The following is a 16,889-nucleotide window of genomic DNA, read 5'->3' on the forward strand; positions in this document are numbered from 1 at the left end:
GGCAGGGGCGTTTCCGCTCCTGCCGCCCCGCTTTCGATCACGCCAGGCGCGTCACCCGCACCGCCATCCAGGGCCGCCCCGGCAGGGCGACGGTCGGGCGCGCGGGATCATGGAAGAAGTATTTGGTTTCCTTGGCCGCCATGACGAACTCGCCCGGCAGGGCCTCGATCGTCATGTTCCAGGTATCGATGACGTCGACCCGGAAACGTTCTCCGCCCGTAATCTCGTCACGCGGCAGATCCAACGCCCATTCGGTCGGCGCCGCATCGCCGAAGTAGCGCAGGTAGTACTGCCCGGCGACGCCGCCCAGATGCTGTTCCCACCACTTGTCGATCGGTTCGACGCCTGGGGTCGGCCCGGCCTCCATGATCGACCTGAGGAAGGCCAGGCGCGGCGCGCTCTCGCCCCGCAGTTCGCCGCCCTCGCCCAGCCAGAAGCCGTCGCCCTTATGCCGGGGCAGACACTCGCTGTGACCGACATAGGTTCCGCCGATCAGGCCGTGCCAGAAGCCTCGCACCATTTCCGGCCCGGTCAGGTCGCCCCAACGGTCTTCCAGCGAGCCTTCGTAGCAGATCTCGTCGAAGATCACCGGCTTCCGCCACACGCTGCGATAGGTTTCCGCCCGCACGTCGTCGAGCACAGCCGAACCGTTCTGGATGCTGGCGTGAGTCACCCAGGGCTTTCCGTGGTCGTAAAGCCGCCGCCAGTTATGGATGGAGCGCAGGCGACCGTACGGGTCCTGGCTTTGCACCAACTGGAACAGTCGGTCGAAGTCAGAGTCCGTCTTGGTCTTCAGCAGGTCGAACTCATTGGCCAGCGACCACCAGACGTTTCGATAGGCCGCCAGGCGCGCGACGACATAACGGACGTAATGGTCATCCGCTTCAGCCGCCATTTCCTCGAAACCGAAGGTCTCGTCGTAGGGATGGAACAGGATGACGTCCGCCTGGATCCCCAGGTCGCACAGAGCCGCCACGCAGGCGTCGAGGCGCTGGAAATAGGCTGGATTGAAGCGGGTGAAATCCCAGTCACGCGGCCCCGGCCCCGTCTTCTCATAGGGAGAGAGAGCCTCGTTCGTGGCGATGGTGGCGTTGGGAAAGACCAGCATCCGCAGTTTGTTGAATGGAGAGGCGGCCAGGGTCTCCAGCGTCTGTCGCCGCCGGGCTTCCGGCTGATGGGTCCAGCCGTAGCTGGTGGTTCCGATCTGGCGGAAGGGCGCTCCATCGGCGTAGGCGAAGTGGTAGTCGTCCTGGACCGCCACGGGACCGTGGTTGCCGCTGGAAGGCGCGATCGCCTCGAACCTGCCTTCCTGACCGTTCAGCGCCTTCAGGTCGCTTTCGACCCGCCAACGCCACGCGCCCGGGGTCGGCGGCGAGAAGCGAATGCGATAGACGCCTCCGCCGTCATAGAAGCCTGGCGCTCGGACCGTCGTCTCGCCCTGGGTGAAGACGCCCGTCACGGCCGTCCGGAACGGCTCCGACGCGCCGGGCGCCGTCAGAGCCGTTTCGAACAGACCCCACTGCTCGACCTGGACGGCCTGGCTCGCAGCACGCGCCGCGCGTCCGCCGAGCGCGGCCCAGGCGGCTCCGGCCGCGCCGCTCGCCACTACGCTTCTGCGCGTCATCGTCAGTCTCATCGACTCATCCTCCCCTGGCAGCGGGTAGATAAGCCGATCAAAAATCATCATACAAGTTATGTGTGCAGGGCGCGGCCTTGCGCCGCGTCAGACCTGGTGCAGCTTCGCCGGGCGACGCTTCTTCCACGACCCCTCGATGTGGTCGCGCATGGCTCTGGCCGCGCCCTCCGGATCGCGCGCCATGATGGCGTCATAGACCCTTACGTGGGCCTCATGCGTCGCACGGATATGCTCCACGTTCAGCTTGCCGCTGTAGCTGTGGGTCTTCACGGCCTTGCTCTGGATGCTGTCGATGATGGCCTTGCTCAGCCGATCGCCCGACAGGCTCATGATGATGTCGTGAAAGGCCACGTCCTCATGCACATAGCCTGCGGGCGTGGTGATCAGGCTCTCCAGCTTCTGCATTTGCCGAGTCAGTTCCTCGGCGGCCTCAGGCGTCAGCTTGCGCGCGGCCTTGGCGGCCATCTCGCCCTCCAAGGAGGCGCGAATTTCCGACAGGTTGTCAAGATAGGACAGGCCGTCCTCGCGACGGAACAGAGCGCTCAGGATCATGGGGTCCAGCAGGTTCCATGAGGACGGATCCTGGATGATGGTGCCGCGGCCCTGCTGCGAGACGACCAGTCCCTTCTCCGTCAGCGCGGTCGTGGCTTCACGGACCACGGTCCGACTGACGCCATAGATGTCGCACAGGACGTTCTCGGGCGGCAGGGCCGATCCGGCGGGATGAATCTCGGTGACGATGGCGTTGACGAGATCCTCGACCACGGCGGCCGACAGTCGCGGCCGACGCGCGACGCGAGACGACGTTTGGGGGGTCACAGCCATGATCTGATCTCGTTCGACGCTCCGCGCCCAGGCTGGGCCAGCATACGTATCACGATATGAGAGTCGAGACGCCGACCGCCATTGAAAGGCTCTGTTTTCCCGCCAGTTGGGACTTGCCAGCCCGAAACATCATACATATTATCAAACTGCATTCGGTTGGCTTGAGAGTTTCATGAAGATCACCGGCTATCGCAGCCTCACCACCGTCCACGACTGGGGCCGCCCGATCGGCGACGCCAACGGGGTGATCGCATCGGGCGTCACCGAGAACGCTATCCTCCTGCTTGAGACGGATGGCGGCCTGACCGGGGTGGGTCTGGGTCAGCATGCCGACATCGCCAGGGTCTTTCCCGCTGTCGAGAACGAGGACCCCCGCGCCGTCACCGCCCTCTATGACAGAATGCTGGCCCATGTGTTCAAGAGCGGCCACGCCGGCGCCACCTTCGGGGCCATCGCCGCCATCGACATGGCCCTTTGGGATCTGAAGGCCAAGATGGCTGACGAGCCGCTGTGGCGGATGCTGGGCGCGCGTGATCGCTTCGTTCCCGGCTATGCGTCGGGACTATGCTTCGGCCTGGACGACGACGCCTTCGCCGCCCATTACGCCCAATGGGCCGAGCGCGGATTCAGCTCCGCCAAGGTCAAGGGCGGCCTGGATCTGGATCGCGACATCCGCCGCCTCAAGATCGCCCGCGAGGTGCTCGGCCGCAACAGCGCGCGCCCCGCCCTCATGCTCGACGTCAACGAGTGCTGGAGCCGCAAACAGGCTGTCCGCCATCTCGCGGAGATCCAGCAGCATCTGGATTTGACCTGGATTGAGGAGCCGGTCCGTCGCTGGGACGCCGACGGCCACGCCATGATCAGCCGCGCCGCCCATTGCGCCGTCGCCACCGGCGAGAACCTGACGGGTCTGGATCAGTTCACCCCCCTGTTCGACGCCAAGGCGGTCGACATCGTCCAGACCGGCAGCGTTTGGGGCGTCACCCACTTCCACCGCGTCTCCATGGCCGCCCATGCCCACAACCTGCCGGTTTCGCCGGTCGGCTACGACTGCAACCCGATCGCTCACGCCGCCGCCGCCGCTCCCAACATGCTCGGCGTCGAACTTCAGGACTTCGGCTTCCCGATCGGCCTCAAGGTCGATCAGGAAATCGCTGACGGCGGCCTGATTCTGGGTGATCGTCCGGGCTTGGGAATCGAGGTCGACGAGGCGGCGATCAACGCCAACCGGCTGAGCGGAACCTGGTCCAGCCCCAGCGGGCCTCATGTCCGCCCCAGGCGGGCCGGGCTCGACCTGGTCCCGAACAACCGGACCGCCGCCAACCGATAAGACGTCACAAGACGCGATTGGAAACGACAGGATGCAGCAGAACAGTCTAGGCGGCGACGGCCCTCTGGTGTCCACGCTGGCGCTCGGCGGAGCCTCTCTGGGCGGCGTCTATCAGGACGTATCGCAGGCCGAAGCCGATGAAGTGGTCGCCGCCGCGTTGCAGGCCGGCGTCAATCTGATCGATGTCGCGCCCTATTACGGCCTGACCCGCGCCGAGACAGCCCTGGGCGTCGCCCTGCGCGGCGCGGCGCGCAACGACTACGTCCTGATGACCAAGGTGGGCCGCTATGGCGACAAGGATTGGGACTTCTCGCGCGACGGCACCCTGCGCAGCCTGGACGCCAGCCTTGCGCGTCTCGGCGTCGACCACATCGACGTGCTGCAATGCCACGACATAGAGCATGGCGACAGACGCCAGTTGCTGGACGAAGCCCTGCCGACCCTGCGGACGCTCAAGAGCGAGGGCGTCATCGGACGGATCGGCGTCACCGGCTACGACCTCTCCCTGCTCGAAGATGTCGCCGTTGAGCAGCAGGTCGACACCGTCATGGCCTATTGCACCTACACCCTTCAGGATCGACGTCTGGCCGAAACGGCCCGACGCCTGAACGCGGCGGGAATCAGCGTCTTCAACGCCTCGCCGCTCGGCATGGGACTGCTGACGGCCAAGGGCCCTCCGGACTGGCATCCCGCCCACCCCGCCGTGCGTCAGGCGGCCGCAGAAGCGGCGAAGGCCTGCGCCGCACTCGGTGCGGACCTGTCCGTCGTCGCGCTGCAGTTCGCCTTTCAAACCGCGGCCCGGATCGGCGTCGCTTCCACCGTGGTCGGCATGTCCAAGGCGTCCAATCTGACCCGCAACATCGAAGCCATGACCGCCCCGCTGGATCCGGCGATCCTCGCCGCCGTCGAGGCCGCCCTGGCCTCCGTGCGCGACATCGGTTGGGACGTACTGCCCGGCGATGGCGGCAAGGCCGGCCGATGATCGACGCTCACCTTCACCTGTGGGACCCGCAGCGTCTCAGCTATGACTGGCTGAAGCACGTTCCATCCATCGCCGGACGTCACGGCCCCGAGGAGTGGGCGCGCCAGCAGGCGGAGCCTCGCCAAGCCGTCTTCGTCCAGGCCGACTGCGCGCCCGAACAAACCCTGAATGAGGTCGATTGGGTCAGCGGCCTGGATCGCTCCCCCTTGCAGATTCTCGGCGTGGTCGCCTTTGCGCCGCTGGAAGAAGGGGAAGCCGTCAGGCCCCTGCTGCGCCAATTGAAACAACGACCTCTGGTTTGCGGCGTCCGTCGCTCAGTCCAGAATGAAGCGCCCGGCTTCATCTCCTCGGCCGCCCATATCGAGGGTCTGGTCGCGTCAGCCGAAGAAGGACTCAGCCTGGACCTCTGCGCCCGCGACCACCAGTTGCCCGAACTGATCGAAGCCCTGGACGCGCTGTTCGCGGCCGCGCCGCACGCGCGCGTCGTCTTGGACCATCTCGGCAAACCCGACATCGCCGTCGGCAAGGGCGACATCCGCCATAGCGATTGGGCCGCCAATCTGGAGCATCTGGCGAAGCGGCCTCAGGTCTTCGCCAAACTGTCCGGCCTGACGACCCAGGACGACTGGGCCGAGGGCCGGGACGAGGCCCTGCGCCCCTATATCGACCACGCCCTGACCTGCTTCGGTCCTTCGCGCCTGATGTACGGCGGGGACTGGCCTGTCGCTGAACTGGCCCGAGGGGGACTGTCCCGCTGGAGGACGCTTTTCGACATCGCCACAGCCCGCCTTTCGAACGCCGAGCGTGCGCTCATCCGTCATGAGACCGCGCGCGGCTTCTACCGCCTGCCACCCGTCTGATATCGCCGCGAGCCCTGGATTTCCCATGACCCTCGAACGAACCGCCCAGACCGTCGAAGGCGTTCGCCGTCGCCGGCTCCAGCTATCGCTGATGGTCAATTTCTTCCTGCTGATGGCGCTTTACAGCGGCGTGCTCGGCGTGCTGCTGCCCAATCAGATCGCGGCCCTGGACCCCGCGAACAAGGCCAACAACCTGGCCCTGCTGTTCGCCGTCACCTCGGTCTTCTCGACCCTGACGACGCCGATCGCCGGCGCTCTTTCCGACCGGACCCGTTCACGCTGGGGGCGGCGGTCTCCGTGGATCGCCATAGCCTCGGTGATCGGCTCGATCTGTCTTTTCGGCGTGTCCTGGATGACCAGCTTCTGGGCCCTGATGGTGTTCTGGGTCATGGCCACGGTCGCCTACAACTCCATGCAGCCGGCCATGACCACCGTCATCGCCGACCGCTTCCCGCCCGAGGCGCGCGGCGTGGTGTCCGGCATCGTCGGCGCCGGGATGACGGCCGGCCTGACCGCCGGCACGGTGGTCGCCGGCTATCTGGCGGGCGCCCAGGTCATGGCCTACGCCCTGTTCGCCCTGGCCATCGCCGCCTCCTGCCTCGTCTTCGTGGTCATCAACCGCGAGCCGTCCAGCGCCGACCTGCCCGCCCGGCCTTTTTCGTGGATCGCCTTCGCCAAGGGGTTCTGGATCAGTCCGAAGGAGCATCCCGACTTCGCCTGGGCCTTCGCGGGACGCTTCACGGTCTACATGGGCTACCAGGCCATCGCGGCCTACATGCTCTACATCCTGCGCGACTATATCGGTCTGTCGGACGGCGACTCCAACATCGCCATCGCCAATATGGCGATCCTGACCCTGATCTGTCTGGTGGCGTCGTCGCTGGTCTCGGGCTGGCTGTCGGACCGTTATCAGCGCCGCAAGCCCTTCGTCTTCGGCGCCAGCCTGATCATGGGCTGCGCCATGCTGGCTCCCCTCCTGCTGCCGAACATGACGGGGATGTGGATCTATGCCGGGATCATCGGCCTGGGCTACGGCATGTTCATGTCGATCGACATGGCCCTGATGACCCAGGTCCTGCCTCAAAGCGCCGAGGGGGATGAAGGCAAGGACCTGGGCGTGCTGACCACGGCGGTCAACATTCCCCAGATCATCAGCCCGGTCATGGCCGCCGTTCTGCTGCACCTGTTCGACGGCGACTATTCGGTGATCTTCATCGCCGCCGTGATCTTCGTCTTCGGTTCCGCCCTCTGCGTCATGCCGATCCGATCCGTCCGCTAACGCAGCGAAATGTTATAATACGTATGATGATAATTTGACATACCGAAACGGCGTTCGTAGGGTTTCATCAAGGCCGGAAAAAACAGGCCGCCAGGTTGGAACCTCAGCAGGACCCCGTGATGTCAACAAAGACCCATCTGATGGCCGCGACCGCCTTGGGCGTGCTGGCCGTCGCCCTACCCGCCGTCGCCTCGGCTCAAGTCGCATCTGCTTCTGATACCGGTGGCCAGGACGCCACCGTCGTAGACGAGATCGTCGTCACCGGCATCCGCGCCAGCCAGCAGCAATCCATCGACATCAAGCGTAAAGCCGTCGGCGTCGTCGACTCGATCGCGTCCGAGGACCTGGGCAAGCTGCCCGATCAGAACGTGGCGGAATCGCTTCAGCGCGTGCCTGGCGTCACCATCGACCGCAACCGCGGCGAAGGCCGTTTCGTGACCGTGCGCGGCTTCGGCCCCAAGTTCAACGCCGTCACCGTCAACGGCCGCACCCTGGCCACAGACAACAACGGCCGCGAGTTCTCCTTCGACGTCCTGCCGTCCGAAATCATCGCCGGCGCCGATGTCTACAAATCGCCCCAAGCCGACATCAACGGCGCCTCGATCGGCGCCACCATCAATGTCCGCACCTTGCGTCCGCTGGACCAGCGCGAGTCCTTCGCCGCCGCCGCCTCGGTCGGCTCGACCTGGGCCGAACTGGCCGACAGCTACAGCTCGGACGCTTCGGGCGTCCTGTCCTGGCGCAATGACGACCGCACCCTGGGCTTCGCCCTGGCCGCCTCCTACATCGACCAGGACACCCGCAACGACGAATTCACCATCGGCGCCGGCCACGTCTTCCGCTCCAGCGGTGATTCCTACTACAGCCGCGGCGGCGTCCAGGGCGCGCGCATCGGACCCGACGTGGCGCCTTTCGACAAGGTCTCCATGCCGTCGAACCTGTCGCCCTTCTTCTTCGAGCGCAGCAAGCAGATGCTGGGCCTGAACGCCTCGGGCCAGTATCGCCCGCAGGACAATCTGACCCTGACGCTCGACGCCATGTACGTGAAGGCGGACATCACCGAACGGCAGACCGGACTTGCCTTCGACTTCGCCGGCGGCGACTTGGTCGAGCAAGTGGTCCAGGGCAATGAGGCGGTCTATCAGCGCTACGTCGGCGGCTTCGTCGACCAGATCATGCAATACGACACCCGCAACGTCGAAACCCGTCAGTTGGGCTTCAACGCGGACTGGCAGGTCACCGACGATCTGAAGCTGTCGTTCGACGTCTCGACCTCGACCGCGGAACGCAAGAGCGACCAGGCGCCCAGCTTCACCACCATCCGCCGCAAGGGCGTCGACCTGTGGTGGGATCGTCGTGGCGGTTCGCCCATCTATGAATACGGCTTCGGCTACCCGGGTTCGAACGCCGACGCCGCCGTCGATCCGAACGGCCTGACCGCACACTACTACATCTGGAACAGCCCCGGCCGGACCAAGGACACCATCGACGAATACCGTATCGACGGCGAATGGGCGCCGGCCGGCAACGTCACAGTCTATGCCGGCATGGGTTATCAGAACCGCGTCAAGGACATCTACGGCACCTCCATGCCGTTCGGTCAGCAATGCGCCTATTGCGACTCCAACGAGGCCCTGCCGGCGGACCTGTTCACGCCGACCGGCATGAACTTCTTCGACGGTCGCGGCGGCGACATCATGCACGACTGGCTGACCTATGATCCCAACGCCCTGATCGCCTATGTGAAGGGTCTGGCCGATCGCGACGGCAAGCCGTTCGAACCCAGCGTCCATGACCCTTCCGGTTCGTCCGTCGTCGATGAGAAGGTCTGGACCGGCTATCTGATGGGTCAGGTCGAGGCCGACCTAGGCGGAATGCCGCTGACGGTGAACATGGGCGTTCGCATCGAGGACACCTCCTACACCTCGTCCGGCGCCTCGCGCACGGTGCTGAGCGCCAAGCCCAACGGCGCCGGTCAGAACATCATCGTCCTGTCCGACGTGGAGCCGATCAGCTTCAAGGGCGAATACACTGACATCCTGCCGTCGTTGAACGCTCGCCTTTCCGTCACCGACGACGTCATCGTGCGCTTCGCCGCCTCGCGCGTCATGACGCGCCCGACGCTCAGCGACCTGTCGCCCCGCCAGTCGATCCAGACCAACCCCGGCAATGAATCGATCAAGCGCGGCAACCCCGACCTGAAGCCCTTCCGCGCGACGCAGTTCGAGGCGGGGGTCGAGTGGTACTTCGCTCCGACGTCGCTGCTGTCCTTCGCGGCCTTCTACAAGAACCTCGACTCCTTCGTGAGCACCAGCACGACGACGGAACGCGTCGACGAGGTCGACTTCTCGGTCACGGTGCCGAGCAATGGCGACGGCGCGACCATCAAGGGCGTCGAACTGGGCTATCGTCAGGTGTTCGACAACCTGCCGGCGCCGTTCGACGGCCTGGGCGCCCAGGCCAGCTTCACCTACGCCGACTCCGACGCCGAATACTCCAACGCCGGCGGCGTCTCATACGGCCTGGAAGGGCTGTCGAAATACTCCTACAGCCTCGTCGGCTTCTATGAGAAGGGCCCGATCCAGGCTCGCCTGGCCTATACGTGGCGCGATGAGTTTGTCGCCGTCGCCGTCGGCCGCAACAGCGAGCCGGAGTTCTTCGACGCCTATGGCCAGTTGGACGCCGGCGTTTCCTACGACGTGACGGACAAGGTCACCGTCTTCCTGGACGCCCTCAATCTGACCGACGAGGAGGAGTTCCTCTATTCGGTCTCTCCGGACCGGACCAAGGAATTCCGCACCACCGGCCGCCGCGTGTCCGCCGGAGTGCGCATGCGCTTCTAACCCCTCTCTCCCTGCCGTTTTGGTGCGCCGCCTCCCGTTCGTCGGGGGGCGGTTTTTCTTTGTCTGCAAGCCTCCTCTCTCCCGCTTGACGATGGGCCTATGGAGGCCTAGCTAAACATAATATGTCTTATGTTTAGGAGCTCAGGGATGAGACTGGCAGGCAAGACCGCCCTGGTGACGGCGGCGGCGCAGGGGATCGGGCGCGCGACGGCCGAAGCCTTCCTGCGCGAAGGCGCGACCGTCATCGCCGTGGACATCAACGCCGACGGCCTGGCCGACCTGGAGGGCGCGACGACGCGCAGGCTGGATGTCACCGACCCGCAGGCGGTCCGCGCCATCGCCGCGGAGTTCCCCCAGGTCGACGTGCTCTACAACTGCGCCGGGTTCGTCCATGCGGGCACCATCCTAGACTGCGAAGAAGACGACTGGGCCTTCTCCAACACCCTGAACGTCACCGCCCAGTACCGCATGATCCGCGCCTTCCTGCCGCAGATGATCGCGGGCGGCGGCGGCTCGATCATCAACATGTCCTCGGTCTGCTCCAGCATCAAGGCCGTGCCCAACCGCTTCGCCTATGGCGCCACCAAGGCCGCCGTGATCGGCCTGACGAAATCCGTCGCCGCCGACTTCGTCACCCATGGCATTCGCTGCAACGCCATCTGCCCCGGCACGGTCGAAACCCCGTCACTGCTGCAGCGGCTGCGCGACACCGGCGACTTCGACAAGGCCTATGCCGAATTCACCGCCCGTCAGGCCATGGGCCGTTTCGGCCGCCCGACCGAGTTGGCGGCCCTGGCCGTCTACCTGGCCTCCGATGAATCCGCCTTCACCACCGGCACGGTCAATGTGATCGACGGCGGCTGGGTCAACTGAGCTTCTGCAGGAACCGTTCACGATGAAACTTCTTCGCTTCGGCCCCCAGGATCAGGAAAAGCCTGGCGTGATCGACGCCGACGGCCGTATCCGCGACCTCAGCGGCGTCATCCCGGACATCGATGGCGCCGCCCTGTCGGACGACAGCCTGGCCCGCCTGCGCGCGCTCGACCTGACCGCCCTGCCTCTGGCGCCGGAGGGCGTCCGCTACGGCGCCTGCGTGGGCAAGGTCGGGAAGTTCCTCTGCATCGGCCTGAACTACGCCGACCACGCCGAAGAGTCCGGCCTGCCCATCCCTGAAGAGCCCGTGCTCTTCTCCAAGGCGATCTCCTGCATCGTCGGCCCGAACGACACGGTGCTGAAGCCCCGAGGCTCCACCAAGCTGGACTGGGAAGTCGAGCTGGGCATCGTCATCGGCAAGGACGCCGCCTACGTTTCGGAAGAAGAGGCCGAGGCCTGCATCGCCGGCTACTGCACGATCAACGACGTGTCCGAGCGCGCCTTCCAGACCGAGCGGGGCGGCACCTGGGACAAGGGCAAGGGTTGCGACACCTTCGGCCCGATCGGCCCCTGGCTGGTCACCCGCGACGAGGTTCCTGACCCCACCGACCTGCACATGTGGCTGAAGGTCAACGGCAAGACCTTCCAGGACGGCTCGACCGCCACCATGATCTTCAAGCCCGCCTTCATCGTCCACTACGTCAGCCAGTTCATGAGCCTGCAGCCGGGCGACGTCATCTCCACCGGCACCCCGCCGGGCGTCGGCCTGGGCCAGAAGCCCGAGCCGCTTTACCTGAACGCCGGCGACGTGATGGAACTCGGGATTGCAGGCCTGGGCGAGCAGCGACAGGTCGTCGCGCAGGCCTTATTTCCGTCCCCGTCCAGCATTGACACCGAGGGTTCATCCGCTAGGTTCATATCATAATACATAATATGATTATGGGGAGTGCGGGACATGGGGCAGGCAACAGGTTTCGGCAGACTCGCAGCGGGGATCTTCACCGCAGGGCTCATGCTTTCGGCGAACGCCGCCGCGGCGCAGACGATGATCCATGTCGCGCCCGGCGGCGATGACCGCAATCCCGGCAGCGCCGCCCGGCCCGTCAAGACCCTGCCCCGCGCCCAGGCCCTGGTTCGGGATCACAATCGGCGCGACGACGTGATCGTCGAGATCGCGGGCGGCGTCTATCGCCTGGATCAACCTCTCGTCTTCAAGGCGGCCGACGGCGGTCAGGGCGACCACTCCGTGATCTGGCGCGCCAAGGACGCGGATCGACCGGTCGTCTCCGGCGGCTTCGACGTCTCCGGCTTCACCCTGTTCGATGAAGATCGCCGCATCTATGTGGCCGACCTGCCCAAGGGGTTGGACGCCCGGCAGGTCTGGGTCAACGACACCCTGGCCGAACGCCCCTGGCTCGAGATCCGTCATTCGGACGTCAGCTTCACCGCAACGGGCCTGCAGATCACCAACCCTGACCTAGCCTTCATCGGCTCGCTGCAACACCCGGAACGGCTGGAGATCGAGGCGACCGGCTTCTTTACAGACCGCTTCTCGCCCGTCGCCTCGATCAGCGGGACGACGCTGACGATGCAGCAACCCGCCTGGGACAACAACACCTGGGGCTACGACACCATCTCGAAGCCCATCTTCCCAGACGATTCCCGCCTGTTTCTGGTCAATGCTCCCGAACTGATCGGCAAGACCAACGACTGGCACGCCAAGCCCTATCAGTGGTTCATCGATCCAAAGGCGGGAAAGCTCTATCTTCGCATCGCCCAGGACGACGACATCGCCAGGCTGCGGGTCACGATTCCCGCCCTGCCCGCCCTGATGTCGATCAGCGGCACGCCCGAGGCGCCGATCCGCAACCTCTCCTTCAGCGGTCTTCGCTTCTCCTACACCTCGTGGATGGGTCCTTCCGAGTCGACCGGCTACGCCAACCAGCAGAGCGGCGCCTTCCTCAAGGATGTGTCGTCCATCCGACCGGCGGACGCCTGGTCCTCGTGCGGTTGGGGCTGCCCGGAGTTCGAATCCATGCGCCAGCTGTGGCATCAGATTCCTGCCGCCGTGCAGGTAGCGGCGGCCCACAACATCGTGTTCGAGAACAACCATTTCACCCAGTTGGGCCAGATCGCGCTCGGTCTGGGCAATGAGGCCAACGCCAATCTGTCTGGGGTCGGCCTGGCGGTTCAGGACGTGCGGGTCAGCCGCAACCACTTCGGCGTCCTGTCCGGCAGCGCCATCATGGCGGGCGGAGTGCGCCTGGACGCTCACCACCCTACGGATCCGAACCTGATCCTTCGCAATATTGAGATCGCCGATAACGTCATCGCCGGCGTCAGCCAGGACTACAAGGACAACGCCGCCATCCTGACGACCTACGTCGACGGCGCGCGCATCCTGCACAACGACATCACCGACGCCCCCTATGATGCGGTCGCCGTGGGCTGGGGCTGGGGCTACAACGACGCTGGCGGCAACCCCAACTACGACCAGAACCAGAAGGGGTATCTCTACAACACCCGCTTCACCACGCCCACGACGCTCCGCAACACGCTGATCGAAGGCAACCGCATCCACGGGGTGAAGACCTGGTACATGGACGGCGGAGCCATCTACAACCTGTCCGCCAACCCGAACGCGATCATCCGCGGCAACCACATCTTCGACATTCGCGACAAGATCGGCGTCTATCTGGACGAGGGGTCCAAGCACTTCACTGTCACCGGCAACGTCATCGACACCCAGGGCAAGTGGCTGAACATCAACACGGCCGGGCGAATGTATGACCGCGGCATCTCGACCGACAACCGCGCGACCGGAAACTGGCACAACTCCCTGCGCACCGGCGGCCGCTGGCTGGCCCGCATCGGCAACACGGCCGAGGGCAACTTCCTCTATCCGGCCCGCGACTGGCCGGCCGAGGCCAGGGCCGTCATGGACGACGCAGGCCCTCGCCCTATCGCTGAGTCCGCCCCTGTCGCTGAGTCCGCCCGATGAGCGCGGTTTCGCGTCGCGGCCTGCTGGGCGGAGCAGGACTGGCTGGACTGGCCGCCGCCGCTCCCGCCGCCTCGGCCCGCGCCCTGCAGACGCCCCCGCTGGAGGTGCTCGACCTCAGAGCCTCCTCCGCCGTTGAACCGATCGGGCTTGAGGATCAGGCCGTGCGCCTGTCCTGGCGGCTGCAAAGCCCCGACCGGGACGTTCATCAAACCCGCTACGAGATCCAGGCCGCCAGCACGCGCGAACTGCTGGAGAGCGGCGCGCCCGATCTTTGGCACGCAGGCGAAGTGCTGACGGATCAGAGCATGGACGTGTCCTGGCTGGGCAGTCCGCTCAAATCGCGCCAGGTCGTCTGGTGGAGGGTGCTGGTGCGCGACAACAAGGGACGGCGTGCGACCAGCGCCGTCTCGCGCTTCGAAATGGGCCTGATTCAGCCTTCGGATTGGCGAGCGAACTGGATCGCGGCCGAGACCGTCATGGCCCGCGCAGACCGCGAGGCGGGTCTTCTGTGGATGCGCGGCGATCGTCCGGCGGACCGATCCGACCGCTATTTCCGCCTGAACTTCACCCTGCCTTCGGCGGCCGACGTCACCCTTTTCTCCATAGCCAATTTCGACGCCGAAATCTGGCTGGACGGACGCACGGTGGAGCGCCCGCATCACCCGTCCATCTCGTTCGGCGTCGCGCCGATCGCCGAGACCCGCCACCGCCTGGGCGCAGGCCGTCACGTCGTGGCCTTCCGGGTCAAGGATCCCAACGCCTTCAACGAGCCCAAGCTGCACGAAATCGCAGCGGCGGCCATGATCCGCGCCGACCTGGGCGGCGGCCGCGTCGAGCGCATCACCTCACGCGGCATGAAGACGGCGCTGCACGCCCCGACCGGTTGGGAGCAGCCCGGCTTCAACGACGCGCGCTGGTCCGCCGCCGATGTTTCGAAGAACCAGCCTCAGGCCTGGCCAGGCTATGGCGCGTTTCTGCTGCGCAAGGGGTTCACCCTGTCGCGCCCGGTCGCCCACGCCCGCCTCTATGCGACAGCGCTCGGCGTCTATGAGGCGCAGATCAACGGCCGTCGCGTCGGCGACGCCCTGCTCAGCCCTGAAAGCACCGACTTCCGCAAGACGGCCCTCTATCAGGTCCACGACGTGACCGATCTGCTGTCGCCCGGCGAGAACGCCATCGGCGCCATGGTCGGCGACGGCTGGTACGGCAGCTATCATGCACCGGCGGGCCGCTACGCCTTCGGCGACGCGCCGCTGCGCTTCTTCGCCCAGTTGGAGGTCACCTATGCGGACGGCGTACGCGAGACCATCGTCACCGACGACAGCTGGCGCCTGACCGAGGCCCCGGTCACCAAGGGCGAAATCTACTATGGCGAGGACTATGACGCCCGGCTGGAGAAGACCGGTTGGGCGACGCCCGGCTATGACGCCGGCGGATGGCGCGCGGTCGAGATCGCGCCGAAGCCGCCGTGCGCGCTCAAGGCCCAGGTCAGCCCGCCCTTGCGCCGCATCGAGACGCTGAAAGCCAAGTCGATCACAAAGGTCGGCTCGAACTATATCCTCGACTACGGGCAGAACTTCTCCGGCTGGTCGCGCCTGAAGGCGAAGGGCCGCGCCGGCCAGGCCGTCACGCTGAAGTTCGCCGAGGTGCTGCAGAACGACGGACACGTCGACCAGTCCAACCTGCGCGCCGCACGCGCCGCGCTCGTCTATACTCTGAGGGGCGATCCGGCCGGGGAGACCTATGAGCCGCGCTTCACCTATTTCGGCTTCCGCTACGTGGAGGTCGAAGGTTTTGAGGAAGCGACGGGGCGCGCGCCCACGGCCGATGATATCGAAGGCATCGTCGTCTCCTCCAACCTGACCGAGACGGGTCACCTGAGAGTGGCCGATCCCGTGATCCACGGCCTGTGGCGCAACACCCTGTGGAGCCAGCGCTCCAACTTCTTCGGCGTGCCGACCGACTGCCCGCAACGCGATGAGCGCCTGGGCTGGACTGGCGACGCCAACGTCTTCTGGGACGCGGCCGCCTTCAACATGGACGTCGCCGCCTTCACCGAACGGTTCATGGGAGACGTGCGCGACGCCCAGGGGCCGCGCGGCGAGTTTCCCGACTATGCGCCCGCCGGCTGGCAGGACCTGGGGCTGGGCGCCTCGCCCGGCTGGGCCGACGGCGGGGTCATCCTGCCCTGGACGGCGTGGAAGCGTTACGGCGACACCGCCGTGGTGGATCAGAACTGGGCCGCGATGACGCGCTATCTGCGCTTCATCCTGGAGCACAACCCAGACTACATCTGGCGCCGCGAGCGCGGCTATGATTTTGGCGACTGGGTGGCGCTGGATGCGGTCAATCCAGGCGACGAGACCACCCCCAAAGCCCTGATCGGCACGGCGATGTGGAAGCACTCGGTCGACGCCATGGCCGAGATGGCGCTCGGCTCCGGCCGACGCCCGGAAGCGGTCCGCTATCAGGAACTTTCGCAGCGCATCACCGCAGCCTTCCAGCAGGAATTCGTGCGGCCGGACGGCTCCATGGGCAACGGCTCTCAGGCCGGCTACATTCTGGCGCTGTGGTTCGGGCTCGTGCCCGACGCTCTGCGCGCCGCCGCGACGGGCCATCTGGTCGCCGATATCCGTCGTCGGGGAACGCTTCTTTCCACGGGCTTCCTCGGCACGCCCTACAGCCTCGACGCCCTGGTGGAGAACGGACAGGACATCCTCGTCTACGACCTGCTGCTGCGCACGGACTTCCCGTCCTGGGGCTATATGATCCGCAAGGACGCCACGACCATCTGGGAGCGCTGGAACGGCGATGTCGGCGACGTGGCCATGAACTCGTTCAATCACTACGCCCTTGGTGCGGTGACGGGATTCGTCTTCCGCCGTATCGCGGGGATCGATCCGGTCCGCGCCGGCTTCCTCAGTTTCCGCTTCGATCCTGTCTTGGACTCCCGCGTGCCGCGCGGCGGGGGCGATTACGACAGCATCCTGGGCCGTATCACCACCGACTGGGAGATGCAGCCGGACGGCGGCTTCGACCTGCGTCTGGTCGTGCCGACCAACAGCCGGGCCGAGGTCCGCATCCCGGCGCGCTCCGCCGACAAGGTGCGCGAGACCGGCCTGCCCCTGACCCAGGTCGAGGGCGTCGTCGTGCGCGGCATGGACGGCGATTGTCTGGTGCTGGAGGTCGGCTCCGGCGATTACAGGTTCACGTCCAGAGCCTGATCTCGTCCTCCCCTTCTCCCCGAAACGCCCCTCCCG

The 16,889-nt window shown here is 65.8% G+C and carries 11 protein-coding genes; 9 read left to right on the forward strand and 2 right to left on the reverse strand.

Annotated features, from left to right (window positions below):
- Positions 1 to 37: 37 nt before the first annotated feature.
- Complete coding sequence (locus ACWGL1_RS07595; protein ID WP_452111659.1) at positions 38 to 1,624, reverse strand: DUF5605 domain-containing protein; 1,587 nt, start codon at positions 1,622 to 1,624, stop codon at positions 38 to 40.
- 99 nt (positions 1,625 to 1,723) lie between these two features.
- On the reverse strand, positions 1,724 to 2,461 hold the full coding sequence (locus tag ACWGL1_RS07600) for a FadR/GntR family transcriptional regulator (protein ID WP_291776994.1): 738 nt from the start codon (positions 2,459 to 2,461) through the stop codon (positions 1,724 to 1,726).
- Positions 2,462 to 2,633: 172 nt separating this feature from the next.
- Between ACWGL1_RS07600 and ACWGL1_RS07605 the strand changes: the two genes are divergently transcribed.
- The 9 genes from ACWGL1_RS07605 to ACWGL1_RS07645 all read left to right on the forward strand — a co-directional run bounded on the left by ACWGL1_RS07605 (position 2,634) and on the right by ACWGL1_RS07645 (position 16,853).
- Positions 2,634 to 3,791: a mandelate racemase/muconate lactonizing enzyme family protein gene (locus ACWGL1_RS07605; protein WP_291776997.1), complete on the forward strand. Its 1,158-nt coding sequence runs from the start codon at positions 2,634 to 2,636 to the stop codon at positions 3,789 to 3,791.
- A 31-nt stretch (positions 3,792 to 3,822) separates the two neighbouring features.
- Entirely contained in the window at positions 3,823 to 4,773 is a 951-nt protein-coding gene (locus ACWGL1_RS07610; protein WP_452111660.1) for an aldo/keto reductase, read from the forward strand.
- Positions 4,770 to 5,633 (forward strand): amidohydrolase family protein, encoded by an 864-nt coding sequence (locus tag ACWGL1_RS07615; RefSeq protein WP_452111661.1) that lies wholly within the window; start codon positions 4,770 to 4,772, stop codon positions 5,631 to 5,633. Before ACWGL1_RS07610 ends, ACWGL1_RS07615 begins: the two co-directional genes overlap by 4 nt.
- 25 nt (positions 5,634 to 5,658) lie before the next feature.
- Positions 5,659 to 6,912, forward strand: a complete 1,254-nt coding sequence (locus ACWGL1_RS07620; RefSeq protein WP_452111662.1) for an MFS transporter — start codon at positions 5,659 to 5,661, stop codon at positions 6,910 to 6,912.
- A gap of 140 nt (positions 6,913 to 7,052) precedes the next feature.
- The gene (locus tag ACWGL1_RS07625; RefSeq protein WP_452111663.1) at positions 7,053 to 9,755 is read left to right on the forward strand and encodes a TonB-dependent receptor; all 2,703 of its coding nucleotides are present in this window, start codon (positions 7,053 to 7,055) and stop codon (positions 9,753 to 9,755) included.
- A gap of 147 nt (positions 9,756 to 9,902) precedes the next feature.
- Positions 9,903 to 10,628 carry an SDR family oxidoreductase gene (locus tag ACWGL1_RS07630; protein ID WP_346487090.1) on the forward strand — a complete coding sequence of 242 codons (726 nt, stop codon included), beginning with the start codon at positions 9,903 to 9,905 and terminating at the stop codon, positions 10,626 to 10,628.
- A gap of 22 nt (positions 10,629 to 10,650) precedes the next feature.
- Positions 10,651 to 11,553: a fumarylacetoacetate hydrolase family protein gene (locus ACWGL1_RS07635; RefSeq protein ID WP_452111664.1), complete on the forward strand. Its 903-nt coding sequence runs from the start codon at positions 10,651 to 10,653 to the stop codon at positions 11,551 to 11,553.
- A gap of 87 nt (positions 11,554 to 11,640) precedes the next feature.
- Positions 11,641 to 13,629: a right-handed parallel beta-helix repeat-containing protein gene (locus ACWGL1_RS07640; protein ID WP_452111665.1), complete on the forward strand. Its 1,989-nt coding sequence runs from the start codon at positions 11,641 to 11,643 to the stop codon at positions 13,627 to 13,629.
- A complete protein-coding gene (locus tag ACWGL1_RS07645; protein WP_452111666.1) occupies positions 13,626 to 16,853 on the forward strand; it encodes a family 78 glycoside hydrolase catalytic domain in 3,228 nt (1,075 codons plus the stop codon). The genes ACWGL1_RS07640 and ACWGL1_RS07645 overlap by 4 nt, the downstream gene beginning before the upstream one ends.
- The last annotated feature ends 36 nt before the right edge of the window (positions 16,854 to 16,889 follow it).

This window comes from Brevundimonas sp. NPDC055812, assembly GCF_053616535.1.

Bases quoted from the DNA above. Each gene is read 5' to 3' on its own strand.
- ACWGL1_RS07595 (WP_452111659.1), bottom strand. From the start codon at position 1,624: ATGACGCGCAGAAGCGTAGTGGCGAGCGGCGCGGCCGGAGCCGCCTGG.
- ACWGL1_RS07600 (WP_291776994.1), bottom strand. From the start codon at position 2,461: ATGGCTGTGACCCCCCAAACGTCGTCTCGCGTCGCGCGTCGGCCGCGA.
- ACWGL1_RS07605 (WP_291776997.1), top strand. From the start codon at position 2,634: ATGAAGATCACCGGCTATCGCAGCCTCACCACCGTCCACGACTGGGGC.
- ACWGL1_RS07610 (WP_452111660.1), top strand. From the start codon at position 3,823: ATGCAGCAGAACAGTCTAGGCGGCGACGGCCCTCTGGTGTCCACGCTG.
- ACWGL1_RS07615 (WP_452111661.1), top strand. From the start codon at position 4,770: ATGATCGACGCTCACCTTCACCTGTGGGACCCGCAGCGTCTCAGCTAT.
- ACWGL1_RS07620 (WP_452111662.1), top strand. From the start codon at position 5,659: ATGACCCTCGAACGAACCGCCCAGACCGTCGAAGGCGTTCGCCGTCGC.
- ACWGL1_RS07625 (WP_452111663.1), top strand. From the start codon at position 7,053: ATGGCCGCGACCGCCTTGGGCGTGCTGGCCGTCGCCCTACCCGCCGTC.
- ACWGL1_RS07630 (WP_346487090.1), top strand. From the start codon at position 9,903: ATGAGACTGGCAGGCAAGACCGCCCTGGTGACGGCGGCGGCGCAGGGG.
- ACWGL1_RS07635 (WP_452111664.1), top strand. From the start codon at position 10,651: ATGAAACTTCTTCGCTTCGGCCCCCAGGATCAGGAAAAGCCTGGCGTG.
- ACWGL1_RS07640 (WP_452111665.1), top strand. From the start codon at position 11,641: ATGCTTTCGGCGAACGCCGCCGCGGCGCAGACGATGATCCATGTCGCG.
- ACWGL1_RS07645 (WP_452111666.1), top strand. From the start codon at position 13,626: ATGAGCGCGGTTTCGCGTCGCGGCCTGCTGGGCGGAGCAGGACTGGCT.